Annotated in this window: 25 protein-coding genes and 1 tRNA gene; 11 read left to right on the top strand and 15 right to left on the bottom strand. The window is 67.1% G+C overall.

Annotated features, from left to right (window positions below; genetic code table 11):
• Positions 1-4: 4 nt before the first annotated feature.
• Positions 5-1003 (bottom strand): hypothetical protein, encoded by a 999-nt coding sequence (locus KKR91_RS16065; RefSeq protein ID WP_210227327.1) that lies wholly within the window; start codon positions 1001-1003, stop codon positions 5-7.
• Positions 1004-1199: 196 nt separating this feature from the next.
• Here KKR91_RS16065 and KKR91_RS16060 point away from each other — a divergent pair, with 196 nt between their 5' ends.
• Positions 1200-1700: a DUF456 domain-containing protein gene (locus tag KKR91_RS16060; RefSeq protein ID WP_210227328.1), complete on the top strand. Its 501-nt coding sequence runs from the start codon at positions 1200-1202 to the stop codon at positions 1698-1700.
• Between the two features lie 12 nt (positions 1701-1712).
• Here KKR91_RS16060 and KKR91_RS16055 read toward each other — a convergent pair whose 3' ends face one another.
• Together KKR91_RS16055 and KKR91_RS16050 are read right to left on the bottom strand one after the other, a co-directional pair.
• Entirely contained in the window at positions 1713-3245 is a 1533-nt protein-coding gene (locus tag KKR91_RS16055; RefSeq protein ID WP_210227329.1) for a S10 family peptidase, read from the bottom strand.
• Positions 3246-3273: 28 nt separating this feature from the next.
• Positions 3274-3522 (bottom strand): hypothetical protein, encoded by a 249-nt coding sequence (locus tag KKR91_RS16050; protein ID WP_210227331.1) that lies wholly within the window; start codon positions 3520-3522, stop codon positions 3274-3276.
• Positions 3523-3881: 359 nt separating this feature from the next.
• On the opposite strand from KKR91_RS16050, the gene KKR91_RS16045 reads away from it, so the two are divergent.
• The 3 genes from KKR91_RS16045 to KKR91_RS16035 all read left to right on the top strand — a co-directional run bounded on the left by KKR91_RS16045 (position 3882) and on the right by KKR91_RS16035 (position 7553).
• Positions 3882-4763, top strand: coding sequence for a manganese catalase (locus KKR91_RS16045; protein WP_210227333.1), 882 nt, complete (start codon positions 3882-3884; stop codon positions 4761-4763).
• Positions 4764-5002: 239 nt separating this feature from the next.
• Positions 5003-6355: an MFS transporter gene (locus KKR91_RS16040; protein WP_210227335.1), complete on the top strand. Its 1353-nt coding sequence runs from the start codon at positions 5003-5005 to the stop codon at positions 6353-6355.
• 79 nt (positions 6356-6434) lie between these two features.
• On the top strand, positions 6435-7553 hold the full coding sequence (locus KKR91_RS16035) for an alcohol dehydrogenase catalytic domain-containing protein (protein ID WP_210227337.1): 1119 nt from the start codon (positions 6435-6437) through the stop codon (positions 7551-7553).
• A 5-nt stretch (positions 7554-7558) separates the two neighbouring features.
• Here the strand turns inward: KKR91_RS16035 and KKR91_RS16030 are convergent, their stop codons facing one another.
• The 4 genes from KKR91_RS16030 to KKR91_RS16015 form a co-directional block, all read right to left on the bottom strand.
• Positions 7559-7930, bottom strand: a complete 372-nt coding sequence (locus KKR91_RS16030) for an META domain-containing protein (RefSeq protein WP_237687411.1) — start codon at positions 7928-7930, stop codon at positions 7559-7561.
• Positions 7927-8922: a magnesium/cobalt transporter CorA gene (gene corA, locus KKR91_RS16025; protein WP_210227341.1), complete on the bottom strand. Its 996-nt coding sequence runs from the start codon at positions 8920-8922 to the stop codon at positions 7927-7929. Before corA ends, KKR91_RS16030 begins: the two co-directional genes overlap by 4 nt.
• 57 nt (positions 8923-8979) lie before the next feature.
• Positions 8980-10881 carry a heavy metal translocating P-type ATPase gene (locus KKR91_RS16020; RefSeq protein ID WP_210227343.1) on the bottom strand — a complete coding sequence of 634 codons (1902 nt, stop codon included), beginning with the start codon at positions 10879-10881 and terminating at the stop codon, positions 8980-8982.
• Positions 10882-10982: 101 nt separating this feature from the next.
• The gene (locus tag KKR91_RS16015; protein WP_210227345.1) at positions 10983-11207 is read right to left on the bottom strand and encodes a hypothetical protein; all 225 of its coding nucleotides are present in this window, start codon (positions 11205-11207) and stop codon (positions 10983-10985) included.
• A 155-nt stretch (positions 11208-11362) separates the two neighbouring features.
• Between KKR91_RS16015 and KKR91_RS16010 the strand changes: the two genes are divergently transcribed.
• A complete protein-coding gene (locus KKR91_RS16010) occupies positions 11363-11875 on the top strand; it encodes a mycothiol transferase (protein ID WP_210227347.1) in 513 nt (170 codons plus the stop codon).
• Positions 11876-11918: 43 nt separating this feature from the next.
• Here KKR91_RS16010 and KKR91_RS16005 read toward each other — a convergent pair whose 3' ends face one another.
• Positions 11919-12335: a four-helix bundle copper-binding protein gene (locus tag KKR91_RS16005; protein ID WP_210227349.1), complete on the bottom strand. Its 417-nt coding sequence runs from the start codon at positions 12333-12335 to the stop codon at positions 11919-11921.
• Positions 12336-12558: 223 nt separating this feature from the next.
• Between KKR91_RS16005 and KKR91_RS16000 the strand changes: the two genes are divergently transcribed.
• Positions 12559-12631 (top strand) — tRNA-Ala (locus KKR91_RS16000).
• A 75-nt stretch (positions 12632-12706) separates the two neighbouring features.
• Here the strand turns inward: KKR91_RS16000 and arfB are convergent.
• From arfB to KKR91_RS17145, 5 genes are all read right to left on the bottom strand, one after another.
• A complete protein-coding gene (arfB, locus tag KKR91_RS15995) occupies positions 12707-13129 on the bottom strand; it encodes an alternative ribosome rescue aminoacyl-tRNA hydrolase ArfB (RefSeq protein WP_210227351.1) in 423 nt (140 codons plus the stop codon).
• A gap of 55 nt (positions 13130-13184) precedes the next feature.
• Positions 13185-14471 carry a Y-family DNA polymerase gene (locus tag KKR91_RS15990; RefSeq protein WP_210227353.1) on the bottom strand — a complete coding sequence of 429 codons (1287 nt, stop codon included), beginning with the start codon at positions 14469-14471 and terminating at the stop codon, positions 13185-13187.
• Positions 14472-14534: 63 nt separating this feature from the next.
• Positions 14535-14966, bottom strand: a complete 432-nt coding sequence (locus KKR91_RS15985; RefSeq protein WP_210227355.1) for a LexA family protein — start codon at positions 14964-14966, stop codon at positions 14535-14537.
• A 103-nt stretch (positions 14967-15069) separates the two neighbouring features.
• Positions 15070-15645: a TetR/AcrR family transcriptional regulator gene (locus KKR91_RS15980; protein WP_210227357.1), complete on the bottom strand. Its 576-nt coding sequence runs from the start codon at positions 15643-15645 to the stop codon at positions 15070-15072.
• Positions 15642-15881, bottom strand: a complete 240-nt coding sequence (locus KKR91_RS17145; RefSeq protein WP_475558890.1) for a DUF2867 domain-containing protein — start codon at positions 15879-15881, stop codon at positions 15642-15644. The genes KKR91_RS15980 and KKR91_RS17145 overlap by 4 nt, the downstream gene beginning before the upstream one ends.
• 592 nt (positions 15882-16473) lie before the next feature.
• On the opposite strand from KKR91_RS17145, the gene KKR91_RS15970 reads away from it, so the two are divergent.
• Together KKR91_RS15970 and KKR91_RS15965 are read left to right on the top strand one after the other, a co-directional pair.
• A complete protein-coding gene (locus KKR91_RS15970; protein WP_210227360.1) occupies positions 16474-17475 on the top strand; it encodes an ABC transporter ATP-binding protein in 1002 nt (333 codons plus the stop codon).
• Complete coding sequence (locus tag KKR91_RS15965; RefSeq protein ID WP_237687410.1) at positions 17472-19148, top strand: ABC transporter permease; 1677 nt, start codon at positions 17472-17474, stop codon at positions 19146-19148. Before KKR91_RS15970 ends, KKR91_RS15965 begins: the two co-directional genes overlap by 4 nt.
• On the opposite strand, the gene KKR91_RS15960 is transcribed toward KKR91_RS15965, so the two are convergent.
• Positions 19145-19495, bottom strand: a complete 351-nt coding sequence (locus KKR91_RS15960) for a hypothetical protein (protein WP_210227362.1) — start codon at positions 19493-19495, stop codon at positions 19145-19147. The two genes, KKR91_RS15965 and KKR91_RS15960, sit on opposite strands and share 4 nt — an antisense overlap.
• An 11-nt stretch (positions 19496-19506) precedes the next feature.
• Positions 19507-20187, bottom strand: coding sequence for a DUF6308 family protein (locus KKR91_RS15955; RefSeq protein ID WP_210227363.1), 681 nt, complete (start codon positions 20185-20187; stop codon positions 19507-19509).
• Positions 20188-20265: 78 nt separating this feature from the next.
• On the opposite strand from KKR91_RS15955, the gene KKR91_RS15950 reads away from it, so the two are divergent.
• The 3 genes from KKR91_RS15950 (at position 20266) to KKR91_RS15940 (ending at position 22801) form a co-directional block, all read left to right on the top strand.
• Positions 20266-20808 (top strand): GNAT family N-acetyltransferase, encoded by a 543-nt coding sequence (locus KKR91_RS15950; protein WP_210227364.1) that lies wholly within the window; start codon positions 20266-20268, stop codon positions 20806-20808.
• Between the two features lie 188 nt (positions 20809-20996).
• Positions 20997-21926, top strand: a complete 930-nt coding sequence (locus KKR91_RS15945) for an ABC transporter ATP-binding protein (protein WP_210227365.1) — start codon at positions 20997-20999, stop codon at positions 21924-21926.
• A complete protein-coding gene (locus KKR91_RS15940; protein ID WP_210227366.1) occupies positions 21923-22801 on the top strand; it encodes an ABC transporter permease in 879 nt (292 codons plus the stop codon). The genes KKR91_RS15945 and KKR91_RS15940 overlap by 4 nt, the downstream gene beginning before the upstream one ends.
• Positions 22802-22806 lie beyond the last annotated feature (5 nt).

Below are 22806 nucleotides of genomic sequence, written 5' to 3'. Positions count from 1 at the left end.
TCGGTTACGCGCGGACGTCGGCGTCGCTGAAGTCCGCCCGGTCGATCCGGCGGTGGTAGCGCATCCCGGCCAGGCCGCCCAGCAGGGCTCCAAGCAGGGACGCGGCCAGGGTGGCCGCGATGGCAATCCAGGTCACTGCGGAGGCGCCGTCAAGGTCCTCGGGCAGCGGAGCCACGGTGTTCAGTGCGGTGATGCTGCGGATGTTGTTGTCAAAGACCAGTCCCAGCACTACCACCACAACACCGGCGATGAGGGCCCAGATCCAGACGGCCAGGCCCTGCTTCAGGCCGTTGAACCGGGCCATCCGGCCTGCCACGTAGCCGCCGGCGTAATAGGCCAGCAGCAGGACGAGCAGCAGGACAACGACGCCGATAATTCCGGCGCTCTGGTTGGCCATGGCCTGGTCCAGTGACTGGTCGAGGTCATTGTCGGTGGAGAAGCCGACGGCGGCGCCAATGGCAGCGGCCAGTGCGGACAGGAGCACCACCATGCCGGTGGCGGTCAGCCAGCCGAAGAAGGCCGCACCGAACTTGATGCCGCCGAAGCGTTCCTTTTCCAGGGCCAGCAGCGCCTCGCGGTTGGCCCTGTTGGGGAGCGCGGTGTTGGGAAGCGCGGCTCCGGCGGCGGTGGTGTCTGTGGTTCCGGCAGGGGTGGCTGTCCGGTCGTCGGCCACCTCCGGGCGGTTGCCGTTGTCTGCCGCGTAATCCTGGTGCGGATCCTTGGTGGCGCTCAGCGGCATGGCACGCGTTGTGCCGTCGTCGTGCGGAGAGGCGTCCATGCGGCGTGCGGATGCTCCGTCGGTGCCGCCTTCCGATTCCGCTGCTCCGGCCCGGGCTGGACCGGCGGATGTTGCACCGGCGGGGAGGACCTGGGTTTCGTCGGCAGGTGCCAGGCGGTCTGACCGGTCCCGGATGGGTCCGCCGTCGGGGCCCAGCGGGTTGGAATTGTCGGCGGAGCTGTTGGCGGCTCCGGGGCGGCCGGTGTTGCCTGATTCCGTGCTCATCTGTTTCTCCTGGTGCGGTGGCGTGGCGGCTGGGTGCAGCCGATGGTGCGGCCGGATTGGCCTGTGCTGTAAGCAAGCTTAGTATTCACGGTCACTGCTTGGCGATTGCCGGACTGTCGCCGCGCGCCGGTTCAGGCGCCGTTCCGGCCTGGACCGCTTGTCCGGCCCCGGCTCATGTGGATGGAAGACTGGGGAAATGGACCCCGACATTCTCATTACCGTCATCGCCGCCCTTGCCATCGCTGTTGGCCTGACCGGCATAGTTGTCCCGGTCCTGCCGGGGAGCATCCTGATTATCGCTGCCCTGCTGGGCTGGGCGCTGGCTATGCAGAGCACTGCCGCGTGGTGGGCCTTCGGGGTGGGGGCAGCCCTGGCGCTGGCGGGGTTGTTGTCCAGCGCGGTGCTGACCGGGCGGAAACTCAAGCAGCGTAAAGTCCCCAACACCTCAATCCTGGCCGGAGTGGTGGTGGGTGTCGTCGGGATGTTCGTCATTCCCGTGGTGGGATTGATCGTCGGGTTTGCGGTGGGGCTCCTGCTCAGCGAATACCTGCGCCGTCGCAGCCTGCCCGAGGCCTGGTCGGCCAGCTACGCCGCACTGAAGGCGATGGGCCTGGGTATCCTGCTGGAGCTGGGCTTCGCCTTTGCCGCCGGCACCGCGTTTGTCGGCGGCATCTGGTGGCACTTCGCCTCGCGGTAACTCCCGGCGAACCTAACCGGCGCTGACGAACTCGGCCAAGGCGCCCAGCTGGTCCACCCGGCATTCGGGATTGACGTACATCATGTGCCCGGCCTCGTAATAGTGGTGGCAGAACCGGGCCCGCGCCGCATCATCCAGCCGCATGTGCGCCCAGACGTACTCGGCGGCGAAATGGGGTGTGGCGCCGTCGTGGTAGCCATAGTCCACATGGACCCGCAGCGCCGGATTGTGCACCAGAAGCCGTTCCAGGGTGTCGGTGACATCCACCGGGACCCCTTCGAAGTTCTTGTAGCTCCAGGGCTGGACCCGGCCGGTGAGGATTTCATACGGCAGGTCGTTCTCATAACCCAGCTCGGCCCGCAGATAGTGGTTGATGGCCGCCGAGTACGGCCCGTTGATGGCCACCAGGGACGGATCGTCCCAGTTGATGGAGTCCTGCTGGCGGGCCGGACGGGCGGTGAAACGGCCGTCGATCCGGCCCACCACCAGGTTCTCGTCGCGCAGCAGCTCGGCGGAGAACTGCGCGTAGTCCCAGCGCAGATTGGTGCGGCGGATAAAGCCCGGATCGAGGGTGGTGATATCGGCCAGCCGGCGGACGACGTCGTCGAACTCTTCTGCGCTCAGCCGCGCGCCCTGCGTCAGGGCGTAGCCAAACTCCTTCCCGGCAAAGTCCTCTGCCTCGCGCACCACCTCGGCGAGCTCCCGGTCCCCGTACCGCCCGTGGAAATGCGCGATGGCTGCGTAGGTGGGCAGGTGCAGGGCGTAGGGGGTGTCGCGGCCGGGGGCGAAATCCAGCGTGGCCAGGTTCAGGACGGTGGAAATCAGCCCCAGCCCGTTGACGGCCATCCCGTAGGCGTCGAAAAGCCTGCCGGCGACGGCCACGGCCCGCAGCGTGCCGTACGACTCGCCGACCAGGTATTTCGGGCTGAGCCAGCGGTTGTTGCGCGTGGTCCAGAGCCGGATCACTTCGGCCACCAGGTCCCGGTCCGCCTCGAACCCGTGGAATTCTCCGGCCTCGTTGCCGTCCACCACGCGGGAGAAGCCAGTGTTCACCGGATCGATCATCACCAGGTCTGCGTGCTGCAGCAGGGTTTCCGGATTGTCGACCAGTCCGAAGGGCGGTGGCGTCAGCGAGCCGACATCCCCGGAATCAACTATCCGCGGACCGAGCAGCCCCATGTGCAGCCACACCGAGGAAGATCCCGGGCCGCCGTTGAAGGCGAAGACCACCGGCCTGCGGTTGGCGGCGGGGGCCGGCGCCGGGGCTGCAGGGTCCCGCGGTGCTGCCGTTTCCCGCGGGGCTGCGGAGTCCCCGGCGTCGTCCGGATCGGCGGTGTAGGCCACCAGGAAAATCTCTGCCTTCGGCTGGAACCCGTCGGATTTACCGTCCGTGGTCACTTCCCGGCGCAGCACCATCCGGCCGGTTGTGGTCGTGTAGCGCAGGCCGGAGGGCAGGGCATGGTGGCGGACCGTGAAATCGTCGGTGGCCAACTGGTCCGGTGAAGCGCTGGTCTCAGGATGCTGGGTGTCGTCACTGGTGGGCATTGGTGAAGTCTAACGACCCCGCCGGCCCCTATGCCGGGTGGCGCAGTGCAGCCGTCTCGTCGAGTTCGCGGCGGTCCAGGAGTCCGGCTAGGGCTTCGTACCACTCGGCCGCGTCCGGCGAGGGGTACTCGCAGTCCAACTGTTCATAGGCACGATCCACGAGCACCTGTAGCTCGGGTGTGGGGATGGCGGCCAGCCCTTTCGCGTCGGCCGGATCCTCCGGCAGCCCCAGCACGCGGAGCTGGTCCGGGGAGAAGGGCTTGTATCTGATCCTCATCCGCTTATTCCGTTTCCGGGAGCGGATGGACCTGCAGCAGGCGCAAGGGCCCGGTGCGGCGGAAATGTGGGAGTCCACGGACCGCTGTCCGTGCGGATGAGCGCGCGCGGGTGTTCCATATTGATTCCAAACCGGATCATCTAGGTGGGAAGCGTGGCGCACTTCTGGGCCGTTCTCAACGCTAGCCCTTTGCCTGCCGCTCCACAATCAGCAGGGCCTACTCGGTGTCTGCAGCCCCAGACGGAAAAACATAAATAGAAACCTTGCTGATGACTTTGCCCTGGGCTAGCTTTCTAAGCGACAACCCGCAGATCCCCTCCGGGACCGGTAAGACGGGAACGCCAGCGGAGGTGTGCAGAGTGTTCTTTCACAAGCAGGAACTCCAGTTCAAATCCACCCCGGACCAGCCCGATGCCGTTTATGCCCGCAAGCTCCAGGAGGTGCTCGGAGGCCAGTACGGTGAGATCTCCGTGGCCCTGCAGTATGAGTTCCAGGCCTGGAACGCCCACGTTCCGGGCAAGTACCGCGATCTGTTGTACGGAATCGGTGCCGAGGAAATGGGCCACGTTGAAATGCTGGCCATCATGATTGCCCAGCTGCTGGAAAAGGCGCCCCTGGGAATCACGGAGGACGCCGTCCAGTCCGACCCCACCGTGGCAGCCGTGGTCGGGGGCATGGATGTCCAGCACGCCATTGTGGCCGGGGCCGGCGCCCGCCCCGTGGATTCCAACGGGAACCCCTGGCAGGGGAGCTACATCACGGCCAGCGGCAATATGCTGGCGGACTTTACCGCCAATGCCAACGCCGAAATGCAGGGCCGGCTGCAGGTGGCCCGGCTCTACCATATGACCGACGACCACGGGGTCCGGGACCTGCTCTCCTTCCTGCTGGCCCGCGACACCATGCATCAGAACCAGTGGACAACTGCCGCGCTGGAGCTGCAGGCGGAGGGTGCTGAATCCCTGCCGGTCCCCTCCAACTTCCCGATCAAGAAGGAAGAGCGCTCCGTTTCCTACCAGTACCTGAACTTCTCCGACGGCCAGAGTGCCTCCGAAGGCTCCTGGGCTTCCGGACCCACGCCCGACGGCCTCGGCGAGTTTACGTACCACGAGGGCCCGACGACGTCGGCCCCCATGCCTGAACCGACCCGGGTGGATGCGCGCTACTACGGCACTACCGACCTGCCGAACATCGTGGAGAAGGCTGCCGGAGCGGTCCAGGACAAGATGCACAAGGAATAGCGGCCCGCAAGCACCACTGCAGCACCGCGGCTGCGCCTGGAACGGCGCAGCTGCGGTGCTGCTTCGTTGTGTGGGCAGCCATGCACTCCCGCCGCGGTCCTGACGCGCTGGTTTGTCATAAATGCGCCTTACTGTGTCCTGCGCCACATTTGCGGTACCTTGGCCGCAGAACATTACCGACCGTTCTTTCAGTTATTCCTTTGTCACTCGCCCCACTTCGGATAAACGATGGAGTTTCCATGAGCAACAGCACCGCCGCGCTGCCCAACGGGCGCATGACCAGCGAGGAGCGCAAAGTCCTTGCGGGCACGCTGGTTGGCACCACCATTGAGTGGTACGACTTCTTCATTTACGCCCAGGCGGCCGGCCTCGTGCTGGCCACCCTGTACTTCGGTCCCGTGATGGAGGGGCCGCTGGGCCAGGTGGTCTCCTTTGCGACCATCGGCATCAGCTTCCTCTTCCGCCCCTTGGGCGCCGTCGTCGCCGGCCACCTTGGCGACAAGCTCGGCCGGAAAAAGATGCTTGTCTTCACCCTGCTCATGATGGGCGCTTCCACTGCCCTGATCGGCCTGGTCCCCACCTATGCCCAGATTGGCATTGCCGCCCCGATCCTGCTGGTGGTGCTGCGCATCCTGCAGGGATTCTCCGCAGGTGGCGAGTGGGGCGGCGCGGCCCTGCTTTCGGTGGAACATGCACCGGTGAACAAGCGCGGCCTGTTCGGCGCCTATCCGCAGATCGGCGTCCCGATCGGCATGATCCTGGCGACCTTCGTCATGTATGTCCTGAGCACTGCCCTGACCGAGGAACAGTTTCTCTCCTGGGGCTGGCGCATCCCGTTCCTGTTCTCCGTGGTGCTGATCGGGGTGGGCTACTTCATCCGCCGCTCCGTCTCGGAAAGTCCGGTGTTCAAGGAGATCCAGGAGCGCAAGAACGAATCCTCCGCACCTCTTGCCCAGCTGTTCAAGCACAACACCCGCGAAGTCATCCTCAGTGCCCTGATCTTCATCGCCAACAACGCCGCCGGCTACCTGGTCATCGCGTTCTTTGCCTCCTACGCCACGACAAAGGTCGACGCCGGCGGGTTGGGCATGCACCGGCCCTCGGTGCTGCTCGCCACCACCCTGGGCTCCTTCGGCTGGCTGATCTTCACGCTCTACGGCGGCATCCTCTCCGACCGGATCGGCCGCATCAAGACCTTCCAGATCGGCTACGCCTGGGTGTTCCTGTGGTCGGTGCCGATGTTCCTGCTGATCGACACCGCCAACGTTGTGCTGTTTGCCGTATCCATCTTCGTGCTGACGATCGGCCTCGGGCTCTCCTACGGTCCGCAGTCGGCGTTGTACGCGGAGATGTTCCCGGCCCGGGTGCGCTACTCGGGTGTCTCCATCGGCTATGCACTCGGTGCGATCCTGGGCGGCGCCTTTGCGCCGACCATCGCCCAGATGCTGCTCAACAAGACCGGATGGTCGCCGTCAATCGGGATCTACATCATGGTGCTGTGCGTGATCTCCTTTGCCGCAGTCACTATGGTGAAGGAAACCAAGGGCGCTGACCTGCACATAGAGGAAGCGGGGCAGAAGAACCGCCGCTGACGCTGCTAACACCTGGCAGGGCAGCGGTCCCGAGGACAGCGGCAGGAAACCGGCAGGAACAACGGATGGGGTGGGGCGCATGAGGATTCGTGGTGCTGTTCTGGAGCAGGTCGGAAAACCGGCAAAGTACGCCGATTCCCGTCCACTGTCGGTCTGCGACCTGGAGCTCGACGACCCGGCGGGGGACGAGATCCTGGTCCGGATCGAGTGCGCCGGAATCTGCCACTCCGACCTGTCGGTGCTCAATGGGGACCGGGTGCGCCCGGTCCCCATGCTGCTCGGCCATGAAGCATCCGGCATCGTGGAGGCGGTCGGCCCCACGGTGACGGAACTGGTCCCCGGCGACCGCGTGGTGATGACATTCCTGCCACGCTGCGGATCCTGCCGCGGCTGCGCCTCCAACGGGCTGCTGCCCTGCAGCCAAGGAACCGCCACGAACAACGCGGGGACGCTGCTGTCCGGGCAGATCCGGCTGCACCGCGGCGGACAGGATGTGCTGCACCACCTGGGGGTGTCCGGTTTTGCCACACACGCCGTGGTGGATAAACGTTCCGTCGTCAAGGTCGGCGACGATGTGCCGCCCGAGGTGGCTGCCCTGCTGGGCTGCGCCGTGCTGACCGGCGGCGGCGCGGTGCTCAACCTGGCCAAGCCCGCGCCGGGGGACACCCTGATGGTGGTGGGCCTGGGCGGAGTGGGGATGGCCGCGCTCCTGACCGCCCGTGCCCTCGGCGCGGAGGTCATCGGGATCGACGCCAATCCGGAAAAACTCGACCAGGCGCTGGGCCTGGGGGCAACCGCGGCCTACACCCCGGCCGAGGCCCAGGCCCGGTCCGTCACCGCCCCCACGGTGGTGGAGGCAGCGGGTAGTGCCCGCGCCTTCGAGACCGCCGTGGCGCAGACCGAACCCGGCGGCACCACCATCACCGTGGGGCTTCCGGCGCCGACCGCGCTGGCACAGATTTCACCGTTGACGCTGGTCGCCCAGGCCCGGACCATCATCGGCAGCTATCTCGGCTCGGCCGTGCCCTCCCGCGACGTGCCGGTGTTCGCCGACCTCTGGCGGCAGGGCCGGCTGCCGGTGGAGAAGCTGGTCTCGGCCCGGATCGGACTCGAGGATATCAACACGGCGATGGACGACCTGGCCGAGGGTCGCGCCCTGCGGCAGATCATCCACTTTGACGGGGCTGCCGCTCAGTAACCCGGTCAGCGCTGCAGCGTTCCGATCGGGTCGCCGTTTTCGTTGAACAGCGCCAGCGTTTCGCCGTCGATCTCTGCGGTGGCCGCCGCGGAAAGCCACGTGTCGATCTCCTGGCAGTACATCATGGTGCTCGCCATATCGATGAGGATGACCGTGGCGCCGTCCTGCGTCCAGTGGCCCATCAGGCGGTTGCAGCCGTCGGTGCCGCTGACCCGTCCTCCGGCTGCGAAGTCCAGCGACGGCGCGCTGGAATCGGAGACATCGCCCCAGCTGCCTTCGACCGAGGGCACCGACGCACCGGGCGAATCGGCGCAGGAGGCCAGCAGCGCCGCGGCTGCCAGCAGGAGCGTGGCGCCTGCCACCCGGTGCAGTCTCACAACCATTTGTTCCGCTTGAAAGTCACGTAGAGAATGACGCCCATCGCAGCCATCGCCACCACGGCCAGCGGATAGCCCCACTGCCAGGCCAGCTCGGGCATGTGCTCGAAGTTCATGCCGTAGATGGTGCCGACCAAGGTCGGGGCAAAGAGAATGGCAGCCCAGGAGGAGATGCGCTTGACCTGCTCGTTCTGCTCGATACTGGTTTCGGCCAGCCGGTTCGAGGCGAGCGTGGAGGCGAGGTTCAGGGCGTTTTCGAGCAGGGCACGGTAGGCGTTGACCCGGTCGATCAGGCGCAGGATGTGGTCGAGGACATCGCCGAGGTTGTCCTTGAGTTCGGCCGGAACCCCATACAGCTCGGCATTGCGCTGCAGGCTCCCGACCACGCCTTCCAGCGGTGACAGCGCCCGCTGGAACTGGATGACCTCGCGGGAGAGCTCGTAGATGCGCCGGGAGACTTCCGCGTCGCCGCCAAAGAGCTGGTCCTCAATCTCGTCAATATCGTTTTCCAGCCCTGCCGCCACCGGCGCATACTCATCCACCACCTGGTCCAGCACCGCGTACAGCACGGCGTGCGGGCCCAGGGCCAGCAGATCCGGTTCCTGTTCCAGGCGCTTGCGCACCCGGCCGAGGTCGGGGGATTCGGCATGCCGGACCGTCACCACGAAATTGGGCCCGACGAAAACGTGCAGCTCGCCAAACTCCACCCGCTCGACGTCGTCGAGGTAGCGGGCCGGTCGCAGCACCGTAAACAGTGTGGTGTCGTAGTGTTCCAGCTTGGCCCGCTGGTGCCCGGCCAGCGCGTCCTCCACAGTGAGCAGGTTCAGGCCGAACTCCTCCGCCACGGCCAGCAGTTCGATGTCATCCGGGCGGTAAAGCCCGATCCAGGCCATGCCGCCTGAGGTGCGGGTCAGCTCGAACGTCTCGTCGAGGCTCTCCGGTGTGTGCTGCCGTTTGCCGTCCACATACACGCCGTTGTCGATCAGTGTCATGGACGTCCCCTAGCGTTTGTCTCCTAACGGCCGCGGCGGCTGCCCGGCCGCTGTCCATTATCCCTTCTCAGGCACCGGGGCGGGCACCGGACGCGCCTGATGCGTGCCCGGATCGGGCCTCTCGGCGGCGGGGCCGCCCAACGCCCGCAGCGCGTTGAGGATGGCCAGCAGATCCACCAGCTCCTGGGTCAGCGCGCCGGCCACGGCCGGAATGAACCCGAAGGCGGCAACCAGCATCAGGCCGACGCTGAGGATCACGCCCAGCCAGATGCTGCCCAGCGCCACGCGCATTGTCCGGCGGCCGATGTCGACGGCGTCGGCCACCTTCGAGATGTCATCGGCCACGATCACGGCGTCGGCGGATTCCCCGGCGGCAGTGGAACCGCGGGCGCCCATGGCAATTCCGACGTCGGCGGCCGCGAGCACCGGGGCGTCATTCACGCCGTCACCGACCATGATCACCGGCCGCCGGGGCAGGGCGTCAACGAGCCGCACCTTGTCTTCGGGCAGCAGCTGCGCATGGACTTCGCCGATGCCCAGCGCGGCGGCGGTGCTCTCCGCCGTGGCCTTTCCATCGCCGGTGAGCATCACCGCGGGCCCTATGCCCAGGGCGGCCAGCCGGTCCAAGGTCGCCCGGGCATTCTCCCGGGGGGTGTCGCTCAGGGTCAGGGTTCCGGCGAAGCTCCCGTCCACAGCGACATAAACCACGAGCTGCCCGGGTGCGACGACGGCGGCGGCAGTAACCGGCCCGCCGGCCGCTGCCTCCACGAAACGCTGCTTCCCGACCAGGACCAGATGCCCGTCCACGGTGGCCTGCACGCCGTTGGTGGCGATTTCCGCTGCCGATTCGGCAGCGCTCAGGAACAGGCCGCGGTCCCGGGCGGCGTCCTGCACGGCGGCGGCGAGCACGTGGGAGGAATACTGTTCCGCGGACGCGGCCAGCTGCAGCAGCCGGTCGGCAGTAAACGGCGGTTCGGGATGCACACCCACGAGCTCCGGCCGGCCGTAGGTCAGGGTGCCGGTCTTGTCGAAGGCGATGCTGCGGGCGCGGGCCAGCTGCTGCAGGGCGGCCCCGCCCTTGACGATGATGCCGTTGCGGGCCGCGCGGCTCATGCCGCCCATGAACGCCACCGGGGCGGCGATCAGCAGCGGGCAGGGAGTGGCCAGGACCAGCACCTCGGCGAAGCGCGCCGGGTCACCGGTCAGTGCCCAGGCCGTGCCGGCAATGAGCAACGAGACGGCAGTGAAGGGGACGGCGAAACGGTCCGCCAGCCGCACCACCGGCGCCCGGGACTCCGCGGCTTCCCGCACCAGTGCCACGATGCGCTGGTACTGGCTGTCCGCCGTCGTCGCCGTGGCCCGGATCCGGACCGCCCGTGATCCGTTCACCGATCCGCTCATCACGCTCTGGCCGGCGGTCACCGTGACCGGCAGCGATTCCCCGGTCAGGGAGGATTCGTCGAATCCTGCCTCGGGGCTGAGCAGGACGCCGTCTACCGGGACCAGTTCGGCCGGTTTGATCAGCAGGACGTCCCCGGCCCTCACCTGATCTGCCGGAATGTCCTCGGGGGTGTCGGTATCGAGCGGGACCCGGTGGGCGCTCTGCGGGGCACGCGCCAGGAGGGCGTCGAGTTCGCTGCGGGCCCGTCCGGCGGCGAAATCCTCCAGTGCTTCGCCGCCGGTGAGCATCAGCACGATGATCAGGGCGGCAATGTACTCGCCCACGGCCACGGTGGAAACCATCGCCACCACCGCCAGGATGTCCAGCCCCCAGTGCCCGCGCCGGATGTCGCGGATCATTCCGGCGGCCGTGACGGCGGCGATCACCAGCACATAGGTGCTGGCCAGCCACGCGGCGGCGGTGGGGAGGCCGGCAGCCAGCAGGGCAAAAACGGCCAGCCCGACGACGACTGTGGCCGCCACGGCGCGGTACCGGCGGATCGCGGAAAACATGTTCATATGTCCGTTGTAGGCCTGTGGCGCCGGTGTTTCCAGCAAGATAAAGCTTGCCTAAGCTCCGCCGTGGCGGTCCGGCGGCGCGTTCGGGCTGGGCGATGGGGTTACGGAAGCCTGCGCCTGCTCAGCAATCCGGACATCAGGAAGGCCAGGCCGATGGCAAGCGGCCACCAGGTGTACATGCTCAGGGTTTCACCCAGGAAGGCCACCACCAGGATGCCCAGCATGCAGGAGATCACCATGATCATGCCCACGGCGATCCGGATCCGCCCCTGGTGCGGCGAGGGGAGGGGAGGCAGCCACGGAGGACGCTCATCGGTCCAACTCATGCGGCAATTTTAGGACCGGCCGCCGCCGATGCAACCCTCTGGAAGCGAGGTTTTTCCCGGTCCGCCCAAGCGCAGGCGTTGTGCCCTTTCCCGCCGGTGGGCGGCGTGAAAGGATGACGGCCATCCGCGATCCGCCACAACCCCCTGGAGCCCCCATGGAACCGAGCGACCTGTTCATCGATGCCTTCGGCCGGCTGCCCCAAGCGGTGCGCCGGGCGGTCCACGGCCTGGACGCCGGGGTGCTGAACCGCCGGCCCTATCCGCAGGGTAACTCGATCTCCTGGCTGATCTGGCATCTGGCCCGGGGTGAGGACGCGCAGATTGCCCCGTTGGCCGGGCACGAACAGGCTTGGACTGCCGAGGGCTGGTTTGAGCGGGTGGGCCTGCCCCTGGCCGTGGAGGACACCGGTTACGGCCATACTTCGGAGCAGGTGGCCGAGGTCCGGGTGCAGTCAGCGGAGGTGCTGCTGGATTACTACCAGGCGGTGCATTCCCGCACCGCCGCATTTGTCTCCGGCGTGACCGGACAGGACCTGGACAAGGTGGTGGACACCGCGTGGGATCCGCCCGTCACCCTCGGCGTCCGGCTGGTCAGCATCCTCGGTGACGGCCTGGAGCACGTGGGCCAGGCGGCCTACCTGCGCGGCATGCTGCTGGCGGACAGCTAGGGCTGCGGGCGCCTGACCGACATGCCGCGCAGGCGTCTCGTCTTTACCCGGCCATCACGGCGAGCAGCTGCTCGCACATGGCGGCGCACCGGCGGCAGGTTTCGGCGCAGATCCGGCAGTGCCCATGCTCGGCCGCGTGCTGGGCGCATTCTTCGGCGCATTGATGGCAGGCTGCCGCGCACGCGCGCAGCAACGCAGCGGTACTGCCCTCATAGCCCGAGTACCGGGTTCCGGTCCGGGCTACCGTGGCTCCGGTCGCAGCGCAGATATCGGCACAGTTCAGGTCCCTGCGGATGCACTCCACCATGTCGCCGAGCATGTCCTCGCTGAGGCAGGCATCGGCGCAGGCGGTACAGACTTGCACGCAGTCAAAGCAGGCAATGACGCAGGTGGAAACGGCTTCGAGGTCCGTTCCCGCGCCGTCGGGCCGTTCGCTGAGCATGGATTCGATGAGGGACATGGCACTGCTCCTTTGAGGGGTCACCCTTTGTCCGGTCGTCCGGACTGTCAGGATAGGTCGCCGGGCGGCACTGTCGGCAGGGTCGTGAGCCGAACTGTGCCCGTGCGGGCGTCTTTGAGGCTTACCTGCAGTACCTGCCGCCTCGGGGATTTGCGCCGGGGCACGGGCGCGGGTCTAGAATCGTGCTTAGTGCTCTTCGGAGCCGCCCGGCCTGGCCGGGGGAGGGGCTTTAGCTCAGTTGGTAGAGCGTTTCGTTCGCAATGAAAAGGTCAGGGGTTCGATTCCCCTAAGCTCCACAGCATGACTGGCCCAGAGACAGTCCCGCCAGGAAAACCCCGGAATTTCCGGGGTTTTTTTGTTGTGGTGAACCGCTAATCGGCGGAGGGCCGTTGGCGCTGCTGTTTGGTTGCTGACCGCTTCTTCTTGGCGTCCAGCCGCCGGTATTTTGACCCCCGGGTGGGTTTGGTCTTCCGCCGCAGCGGAGCATCGGGGGCAAGGCCGCCGGCCACGAGTTCGGCAAGCTTGGCCAGGGCAATCTCCCGGTTGCGCAGCTGGGAACGCTGTTCTGAAGCCGTCACAGTCACGGCTCCGGCGATCAGGCGCCGCTGCAGGCGCCTGAGCAGCATGTCCCGCTGGCTCTCGGACAGCACGGCCGACTCGGCGATGTTCCACGAGAGTGCAACGCGGCTGTCAGAGGTGTTCACATGCTGGCCGCCCGGCCCGGAGGAGCGGGAGAACCGCCAGGTAAGTTCGGCCGCGGGAATGGTGAGTGTGGGCGACACCAGCAGATCCATAACATCAGCCTCGCACGTTTCGGAAAGCGATCGGCGCTTAGAGTCCGGTTGGTCCTCAGACCGCCCGGACCACCGGCAGGTCCGACCACTCCGTGGTGTAGCGCGGCGAGGCGAACTTCCGCGCCATGGTCCAGTCCGGCTTTGCCGAGGACATGCCGGCCAACCCCAGGCCGATGCTGGCGGATCCGTATTTGTCCGTCACCTGTGCCAGCAGCGGCCCGATGTCCTTCTGCTCCGGACCGGCCGCAAACAGGTCGAAAACCGGCTCGGCGCCGGCGGGGGAGAGCCCGGTGAGCATGATGCCGGCCTTGGCGTAGGGCGCGCCGTCCACTGCTTGGGAATCCATGGCCGCGATGGCGGCACGGGTGAGCACCATGGGATCCGCCGTCGGCCGTTCCAGCCGTACCGTCACCGAGGGCGCGGAGGCAGCCTTGTCATTGAACCGCGAGGTCGCGGCGAAGACCGTCATCACGGTGGCCAGCAGCCCCTCCTTCGCCAGCCGGGTGGCAGCCTGCTGGGCATAGAGGCTCATCACCTGGCGCATCGACTCCCGGGTCACCACCGGCGTCGCGAAGCTGCGCGAAAACAGCACCTGCTGCTTGTCTGCGGATTCCGTTTCCATCGGGATGCAGGCGGTGCCGTTCAGTTCCAGCACGGTGCGCTGCAGCACCACGGAGAACTTGCTGCGGATCATGGCCGGATCGGCATCACGCAGGTCGGCCACGCTCTCGATGCCGAGGGCATTCAGCCGTACCCCGTTCCGTGACCCCACACCCCACAGCCCGGTCACCGGAACCCGGGACATGATCCGGTCGACGACGGCGGGATCCAGGGCGTCGAGGTTGCAGACCCCGCCCATGTGTGGATTCTGCTTGGCGATCCGGTTCGCGAATTTGGCCAGGGTTTTGGTGGCACCGATTCCCACGCAGACCGGCAGGCCGATGTTCCGTGCCACCGCGGCGCGGATGTCGGTGCCGCGGCTGCGCAGTTCCGCGTCGCTGCCGTGCAGGTGCAGGAAGCACTCATCAATGGAGTAGATCTCCTGCTCCGAGGAAAACCGCGCCAGCAGCTGCATCACCCGCGAGCTCAGGTCCCCATACAGCTCGTAGTTGCTCGAGCGCTGCACCAGTCCCAGTTTCGGGGCGGATTCAGCGAGCTTGAACCACGGATCCCCGGTCTTGATGCCCAGCGCCTTGGCCTCATCGGAGCGGGCCACCACGCAGCCGTCATTGTTGGAGAGCACCACCACGGGAATGCCGGCCAGCTTCGGGTCAAACACGCGCTCGCAGGAAACGTAGAAGCTGTTCACATCCACCAGGGCGAACCGCTGCTGCTCAGCCACGGCAGGCTCCGGGGCGGCGGGGCCCGGCGGCTGGACTTCCGGCAGCTGAACTCTCGACAGTCCTCAGACGTGGTGCAGGCATCGGGTCACCACGCCCCAGACGGACAGTTCGGCCGGATCGGGCACGCGGATGTCCGTCGATCCCGGGCTGTCCGCGTGCAGGAAGATGCCCTGTCCGGTGAGGAGGAGCCGGCGGATGATCAGCTCGCCGTTCAGGACGGCGACGACGACGGACCCGTCCTTGGGCGTCAGGGACCGGTCCACGATCAGCTCATCGCCGTCGCTGATCCCCGCACCGTCCATCGCATCGCCGGAGACGCGCATGATGAAGGTGGCGGTGGCGTCGCGGATCAGGTGCCGGTTCAGGTCGATCCCGGCGTCGTAATAGTCCTGGGCCGGGGACGCGAAACCGGCCGGAAGGGTGGAACCGCGGCCGGGCTGGGGGTCGCCGGTGCCGCCGGAACGCGGGCCGGGCTGCGAGGAAAAAACCGCCACGGAACACCTCCCCTAGAACAAAGTTTCGAATGCTAACAGGTTAGCACCGCACGCCTCTGCCTGGACCTCGCTGCTCTGCACGACCTCACTGCTCCGCTGGACCTCAGTCGTCGTCGAGGCCGATCAGATCCATGAACAGGCCGTGCGCCGCATCCGCCCCGGACCGGTCCCCGGTGAGCAGCAGGTCGAAAATGAGCCCGTTGACCACGCCGAGGGCCAGCCTGGCCTGGACCGGAGCAATGGCGGGGTCGCGGCCGGCCTGCACCAGGCTCTCGGCGAGGATATCGATCCATGGCGTCACCAGGGTGTCACGGAGTCCTTTGGCGTGCCGTTCACCCTGCATCGCGTGGGCGGCCAGTTCAAAAACCAGCGGACCGTACGCGAGGGCCTCTTCCACCACTTCGTTCCAGAAAGCCCGGGTGGCCGTGCGGGGCAGGCCGGTGCCGACGGAGTCCATCAGTGCCGCATAGGCCAGCCGCTGCCGCTGTTCCACGGCGTCGACGACGGCGGCCAGCAGCCCTTCCCGGGAGCCGAAATGGTAGTTCAGCATCCGGTGGCTGGTGCCGATGTTCGCGGCCAGGCTGCGCAGGCTCTCGTTGTGCACGCCGTTCGCGGCGAAATACTCCAGTGCGGCTTCCAGCAACTGCTCGCGCCCGCTGCGCCCCTCAGCCACGCTCATGCCTGCCCGGCGCCGTCGCGCCATTCCTGTCCGATGCCCCGCAGCAGGGGCGGGTAGACCAGGAGGTGCCGAAACGGGGTGATGGCTGCCATGTAGGTCCGGCCCAGCAGTCCGTTGGGTTTGACGAGGACCGCCATCTGGCCGTGGTGAGAGCTCGTGCCGCCCTCCACCCAGCGCAGGTGCAGCACGCCGTGGACGGTCCGGTTCGCCATCTCGGCAGCGAATTCGTCTTCCAGAAGGTAGACGGGGTGAACGGGAGCCGGGCAAAGGCTGGGCCGGAGGGTGCGGCGAGGAGGCCGGGGGGAAGCCGGTCACGCAGGGTCGGCACCCGGTGGCCGACGCCGTCGTCGGCGCCGTCCCAGTGGAGCAGGGCGCCGAGCTTCCAGCGGATGGCGAAGAGGAGCCGGGCAATCCGGGAGGGGTTGTCTCCCGTATCCCCTGCGGCAAACAGCCGGACCAGTCTGGGGAAATCGTCCGGGCCGCCCGGGGTGGGCAGGTCCCAGACGCCGTAGAGGCGGAAATCCGGAGTAATCCCGTGGATCTTCCAGCGCTCTTCTGTGCGCTCACGGATCGGATGTTTCACGGCCGTGCCTCCTGGTGCAGGAATGACTTGTACGGGAATGACCTGTGTGGGCCTGTGGGGGAACGCCTGGCACCGGGAAGCCTGATGCCTGGAGCAAATTCCCGGAAATGATGCCTTTGTCTGGACTGTTGTGAATGAGACGTACATCACCGATACTCGATGTACCAGATGGTACACCGCGTATCCACGGGCCCGCCACAAGGCCGGCCGGGAACCATGGCCCGCACAACGCTCCGGAGCTTCCCATGAACCAGCTCGCCATACAAACCACAAACCTCGTCAAAACCTTCGGCCCCACCCGCGCCCTGGACGGCTTCTCCCTGTCCGTGGAGGCCGGGACGGTGGCCGGCTTCCTCGGGCCCAACGGCGCCGGAAAGTCCACCGCCATCCGCGTCCTGCTCGGAGTCCTGCGCGCCGACGCCGGAACGGCCAGGGTTCTTGGGCTGGATCCCTGGGCCGACGCCGTCGCCATCCACCGCCGCATCGCCTACGTCCCGGGGGACACCAGCCTCTGGCCCAATCTGACCGGCGGCGAAGCGATCGACATCTTCACCCGCCTCAACAACGGCAGCCGCGACACTGGCAGCCGGGGCGGCGGTCAGCACGGCGGTCTGGAAAAGCGCCGCGGGGAACTGCTCGAACGCTTCGAACTGGATCCCACCAAGAAGGCCCGCACCTATTCCAAAGGCAACCGGCAGAAGGTTGCCCTGGTGGCGGCGCTCGCCTCCGACGCGGACCTGTTCCTCCTCGACGAACCCACCTCCGGCCTGGATCCGCTCATGGAAGCGGTCTTCACCGACGAGATCCGCAGCCTGCGCGAGCAGGGCCGCACCGTGCTCCTCTCCAGCCACATCCTCGCCGAGGTGGAGAAACTGTGCGACACGGTCACCATCATCCGCGCCGGGCGCGACGTCGAAACCGGCACCCTGGCGCAGCTGCGCCACCTCACCCGCTCCACCGTGACGGCAACGACGACGGCGGATCCCGCCGCCCTGGCCGCCGCACCCGGCGTGCACAACCTCAGCCTCGACGACGGCTACCTGCGCTTCGACGTCGACAATGCCAGCGTCACTGACGTCCTGCTGCTGCTGGCCGGTGACGGGACCGGAGGCAGGTACGCAGACAGCAACGGAACCGGCGGCCGGGCGCCAGGCGTGCAAAACCTGACCATCTCGCCGCCGTCACTGGAGGAACTGTTCCTGCGCCACTACGGCGATGCGGTGCCGGCAGAAGGCGGCGTCCGATGAGCACGGAACACCGGGTCACTGCCGGACCGCCCTCAACTGCCGCAGCGCGCCCCACCGCTTCGGCACAAGAGTCCTCTTCACCGTGGGCCGCCACTTCAGGGCTGCTGCGGCTGGACCTGCGCCTGGACCGGATCCGCATCCTGGTCTGGACGCTGGCGGTCGGCCTCGGCGTCGCCGGGTCGATGGCCACCTTCGAAACCACCTACACCACGCCGGAATCGCTGCAGGCCCGCGCGGGCCTGATGGCCAACCCCGCTACCGTCATGATGACCGGACCCGCCTTCGGGCTGGAAAACTACACCTTCGGGGCCATGGTCGCGAACGAGCTCTCGCTGTATCTCCTGCTCGCCACGGCCATCATGAGCATCCTCCTCGTCGTCCGGCATACCCGCGCCGAGGAGGAATCGGGGCGGATGGAGATGCTGCGGGCACTGCCCGTGGGCCGGTTCGCTCCCGCCACGGCCGCCGTGCTGACGGTCGCCGTCGCCAATGCAGTCGTTGCTGCCGCGATTATCGCGGCGCTGGCCGGATCGGGCCTGGAAACGGCCAGCTCGGTGGCCCTCGGTGTTGGGGCGGCCCTCACCGGCCTGGTCTTCGCCGGCGTCGCGGCGGTGGCCGCCCAGCTGACCGAGCATGCCCGCAGCGCCACCGGAACCGCGATGGCCGTGCTGGCCGCTGCGTTCCTGGTCCGCGGCATCGGCGACGTGATCAACAATCAGGGCTCATGGCTGTCCTGGTTCTCCCCGTTTGCCTGGGCCCAGCAGACCCGCCTGTACGTGGATCTGCGCTGGTGGCCGCTGGCGGTGTCCGCCGTGGCAACCGTGGTGCTCCTGGGCCTGGCCGTGTACCTCGCCCAGCGGCGGGATCTGGGTGCCGGCCTGCACCGGCCGCAACCCGGTCCTGCAGCCGCACCGCGGACGCTGCTCTCACCGGCGGGGCTTGCCGCCCGGCTGCTGGGCGGCTCCTTCGCGGCCTGGGCAGTGGGTGCGTTCCTCTTCGCCGCGGCGTTCGGGACGCTGGCCAACTCACTGGAGGACGCCTTCGCTGATATTCCGGAGCTGGCAGGCCTGATCGCCGTGGATCTGGAGGACATGACCACCAGTTTTGCTTCAGCCCTGCTTTCCTTCCTCATGATCGCGCCGCTGGTTTTCAGCGTTTCCGCGGTCCTGCGGCTGCGCGGGGAAGAGGACGCCGGCCGCGTCGAGCAACTCCTGGTCACGGGCAGTTCCCGGCCCGGGCTGCTGGCACGCTGGCTGGCCGTGGTTGCTGTGCAAACCGTCCTGATCACCGCCGCGGTCGGGCTCGGCACCGGGCTGGGCGTGTGGGCAGGAACGGGCGACGCCGGCTGGATCGGGGAGCTCACGATCGCTGCGTTCGCCTATCTGCCGGCCATCGCGCTGGCCGCAGCCATAGCGGTGGCCCTGTTTGGGCTTGCCCCGCAGATCGCTGCCCTGGCCTGGGCTCCCGTGGTGTGGGCGGCCGTCGTACTGTATCTGGGGGCGCTGCTCAACCTTCCGGAGTGGGCCGCGGATCTGTCGCCGCTGACCCACGTGGCCCTGGTACCGGGGTCCGACCTGGAGGCCGCACCGCTGGTCCTCATGGGACTGTTCGCCGCCGTGTTGACGGTCGCCGGCTTCGTGGGTTTCCGCCGCAGGGACGTGGGATCGGCCTAACCGGCCATGCCGGTCTGCGTGCTGGCCATCGACATCGTCACAAGGATCCCGATGGCCAGGACTACCAGCAGCAGGACACCGCTGATAATCGTGATGACCAGCGCGCTGCGGGGCCGCGGCCGCCGCCGGACCAGGGCGATGACCGCGAGGACCAGGGCCAGCCCGGCCAGCGGGAAGAAGAACGGCGGCAGGCAGACCGAGAGCACCAGGGCCACGAGGGCCACGATGCCCGACGGCGACCCCAGCCAGGGGCCGGGGACGGTGGGCGCCGGTACCGCCGGCTCCGGTGTTCCGCCGCCGTTCACTGCGGGAGGCTCGTGTGCCGGTCCTGTGTCTGAGTGGGTCATAGTTGCTGATCCTAGTCCTCGAGGTCCTCGCCCTGTGGTTCGAAACCCTGCCGCTTGCCATGCATCCAGAGCACAATGTCCAGTTCCCGCAGCTGGGAAACCGGCTCGGTGATGCCGGAGGCGGCCCGGATCTCGGCCAGCCGCTCGGCCAGCACCCCGTCGGCGTAGGAGGTGTGCCAGTACAGCCACTGGTCCTTGGGGCCCGGCAGGGCTGTCACCCTGCGGATGATGGAGTCGTACACCGGGATCAGCCGCGGCCGTTTCCGCGCCATGATCTTGCTGGCGGTGCTCGGCCCCACACCCCAGCCGGCGTCGTCGTGCTTTCCCCGAAGCAGGTTCCACAGCTGGCGGGCCGGGCTGTCGACGCCCAGATCCTGCACCGGATCGGCGTCGGGAAGATCCACATCGGCGGGAATCCCGGCGAGCAGGCTGGAGATGTCGGCAGCCCGGGTCTCGAGGACAGCAATGGCGGTCCGGGCCGGTATCTTCACCGACCGGAAGGAGGCTGCCACCAGGTCGTCAGCGGTAATCCGGTTCACGACCCCGGGTGCGTCGCCGCCGCCGGCCCAGGAATCGAAACGGGAACTGCTGCGCACCATCCCCGTCCGCGGCATGATTTCCGTAAAAAAGTCACGCAGGTTCCGCGCTGCCGTATCCACGGTTATTTCGCCGGTCGAGATGACGCGTCTCATGAATCCCCCGATGGTGGGTCTGAAGTCATAAAGCAGGTGATGTCCCCACACCCTACTGGCGTTCTATAGAGTCCGACCATGTTTACTTTTCACCCGATGGTCGAATCCGAACAGGATGCCCGGCAAATCGTGGAGTTTCTGACCTCTAACCGGTTTCCCTTTCATGTGAGGGCCGAGCATTCCGAAGAGTCCGCCCTCGACGCCGTGGAAAGCGGACGCTTTTGGACAAAGGAGTCCCAGGGTTACTGGATTCACGACGGCGCCACGCGGCTGGGGATGGTGGTCCTGGACGACCTCGAGGACGACACCCCCATGTTCGACCTGCGGCTGGCCGAAGAATTCCGCGGCCGGGGGTTCGGACCGCAGGTACTGGCCGCACTGTGTGCCCTTGTCTTTGAGCACTATCCCGACGCGGTGCGTTTTGAAGGCCAGACCCGCGAAGACAACATCGCGATGCGCAAGACATTCCTCCGGACGGGTTTTTTGAAGGAAGCCCACTACCGGCTGGGCTGGCCCACGCCCGAAGGCCCCCGGGTGGCGTCTGTCGCCTACGCCATCCTGCGGCAGGACTGGGAAACCAAGGACACCACATGGTTTGAATGGGACGACCTGCCGGCCTGACCTGCCGGCCTGACCTCCCTGTGCCCCGGCGGCCTGCCGTGTCCACTGCCTTGCCCACACCGGTGCTTTCAAGGAAAGACGCCACGGCAGTGTCAGCCCGCTAAGATCCGCAGAGTCGGACGGAGCGCCGTTAGACTCTGGAAAAACCGGCCGCTGCCGCCGGAGGACCCCTGGGGGAAACTTTGACTTTGAGCACGGACACCGCCATCTCTGTGCGCGGGCTGACCAAGAGATTCGGCGCCACCACGGCCGTGGACAACCTGTCCTTCGAGGTGCAGGCCGGCAGTGTGTTCGCCTTCCTGGGCACCAACGGCGCCGGTAAGTCCACCACGATCTCCTGCCTCACCTCCGTCATTCCGTTCGACGCCGGCGAGGCAGCCGTGGGCGGTGACGACGTGCGGACCGCGGGAGGCGCCGTCCGGAAGAACATCGGCGTGGTCTTCCAGGACTCAGTGCTAGATCCGCTGCTCACCGGCCGGGAAAATCTCCGGATCCGGGCCCGGTTCTACTCATCCGATGCCGCCGCCAACGATGCCCGGATCGCTGAACTCAGTGCCCTGATCGGGCTCGAGGACTTCGTGGACCGCCGCTACGGCACCTATTCCGGCGGGCAGCGCCGGCGCGTGGACATCGCCCGCGCGCTGCTGCATTCGCCGTCGATCCTCTTCCTGGATGAACCCACCGCCGGCCTGGATCCCGCCAGCCGCGCCGTCGTCTGGTCCACGATCCGTGAACTGCGGGACCGGCACGGCCTCACTGTTTTCCTCACCACGCATTACATGGAGGAAACCGAGGAAGCGGACCGGGTCTGCATCATCGACAGCGGCCGGATCATCGCCGACGGCACGCCGGCCCAGCTGCGCGCGCAGCACAGCAACTCGGTCCTGAGCATCACCTCGGGCAACCGCCCGGCCCTGCTGGCGCTGGCTGCGGAGGTGGATGCCGGGATCCGGGATGAGGACGACGGCGGCGTGGTGCGGCTGGTGGTCCCGGACGCCGCAACTGCCCGCCGGATCCTGGACCGGCACGGCGACCACGTCCTCGACTTTGAGTTCCGGCACGGCAACATGGACGACGTTTTCCTGGCACTGACCGGACGCGAAGGAGACACGGCATGAGCGTCGTCGTTAACCTGATGTCCCGGAACCTCCGCCTCTTCTTCCGTGACCGGCTGGGGGTGTTCTTTTCCCTGCTCTCGGCACTGATCCTGTTCCTGCTCTACACCCTGTTCCTGGGCAACGGGCAGGTGGAAAGTCTCCAGGAGAACTTCCCCGCCGCGAGCGAAGAGGACGTCAAGGGTTTCGTGGACACCTGGATGTTCGCCGGAATCGTGGGAATCACCGCGATCACCACCGGGCTCGGTGCGATGAGCGTGTTTGTGGAGGATTCGGCGTCGGGCCGGTTCCGCGACTTCCTGGTCTCACCGATCCGCCGCGAGGCCCTGATCCTGGGCTACCTGCTCTCCGCCGGCGTCGTCGCCCTGATCATGACCACGGTGGTCCTCATCATCAGCCTGGCCTACCTCTACCTGGTGGACGGCGTCAGCTTCGAGGCCGGGCAGATCGCCACTGTCTACGGTTACCTCGCCGTCAGCTGTCTTGCATTTGCCGCGCTGAGTGCCTTCGCGGTCTCCTTTGTCCGCACCACCGGGGCCTACTCGGCGCTGTCCACCATCGTGGGTACCATCCTGGGATTCCTCGCCGGCTCTTACATTCCGGTGGGCGCGCTTCCGGACGGGGTGGCGACGGTCATCAACGCCCTGCCCTTTATGCAGGCCTCGATACCGATCCGGCAGGAAATGACCGAGCAGTCCCTGGAATCCATGACGGGCGGAAACCAGGAAGCCATCACGGACCTGGAGGGCCTCTTCGGCATCACGGCCACGGTGGGGGATTGGGCAGTGAGCAACACCTACGTGTTGTTCATCTTGGCCGCCATGACCGTGCTGTTCACGCTGCTGGCAGCCGTGCAGATCCGCCGCCGGATCGCCTGACTTCT

This window comes from Arthrobacter jiangjiafuii (assembly GCF_018622995.1).
GTDB classification, from domain to species: domain Bacteria; phylum Actinomycetota; class Actinomycetes; order Actinomycetales; family Micrococcaceae; genus Arthrobacter_B; species Arthrobacter_B jiangjiafuii.
Note: the sequence above shows the minus strand (reverse complement) of the source record. Positions and strands in the feature narration are given on the sequence as shown.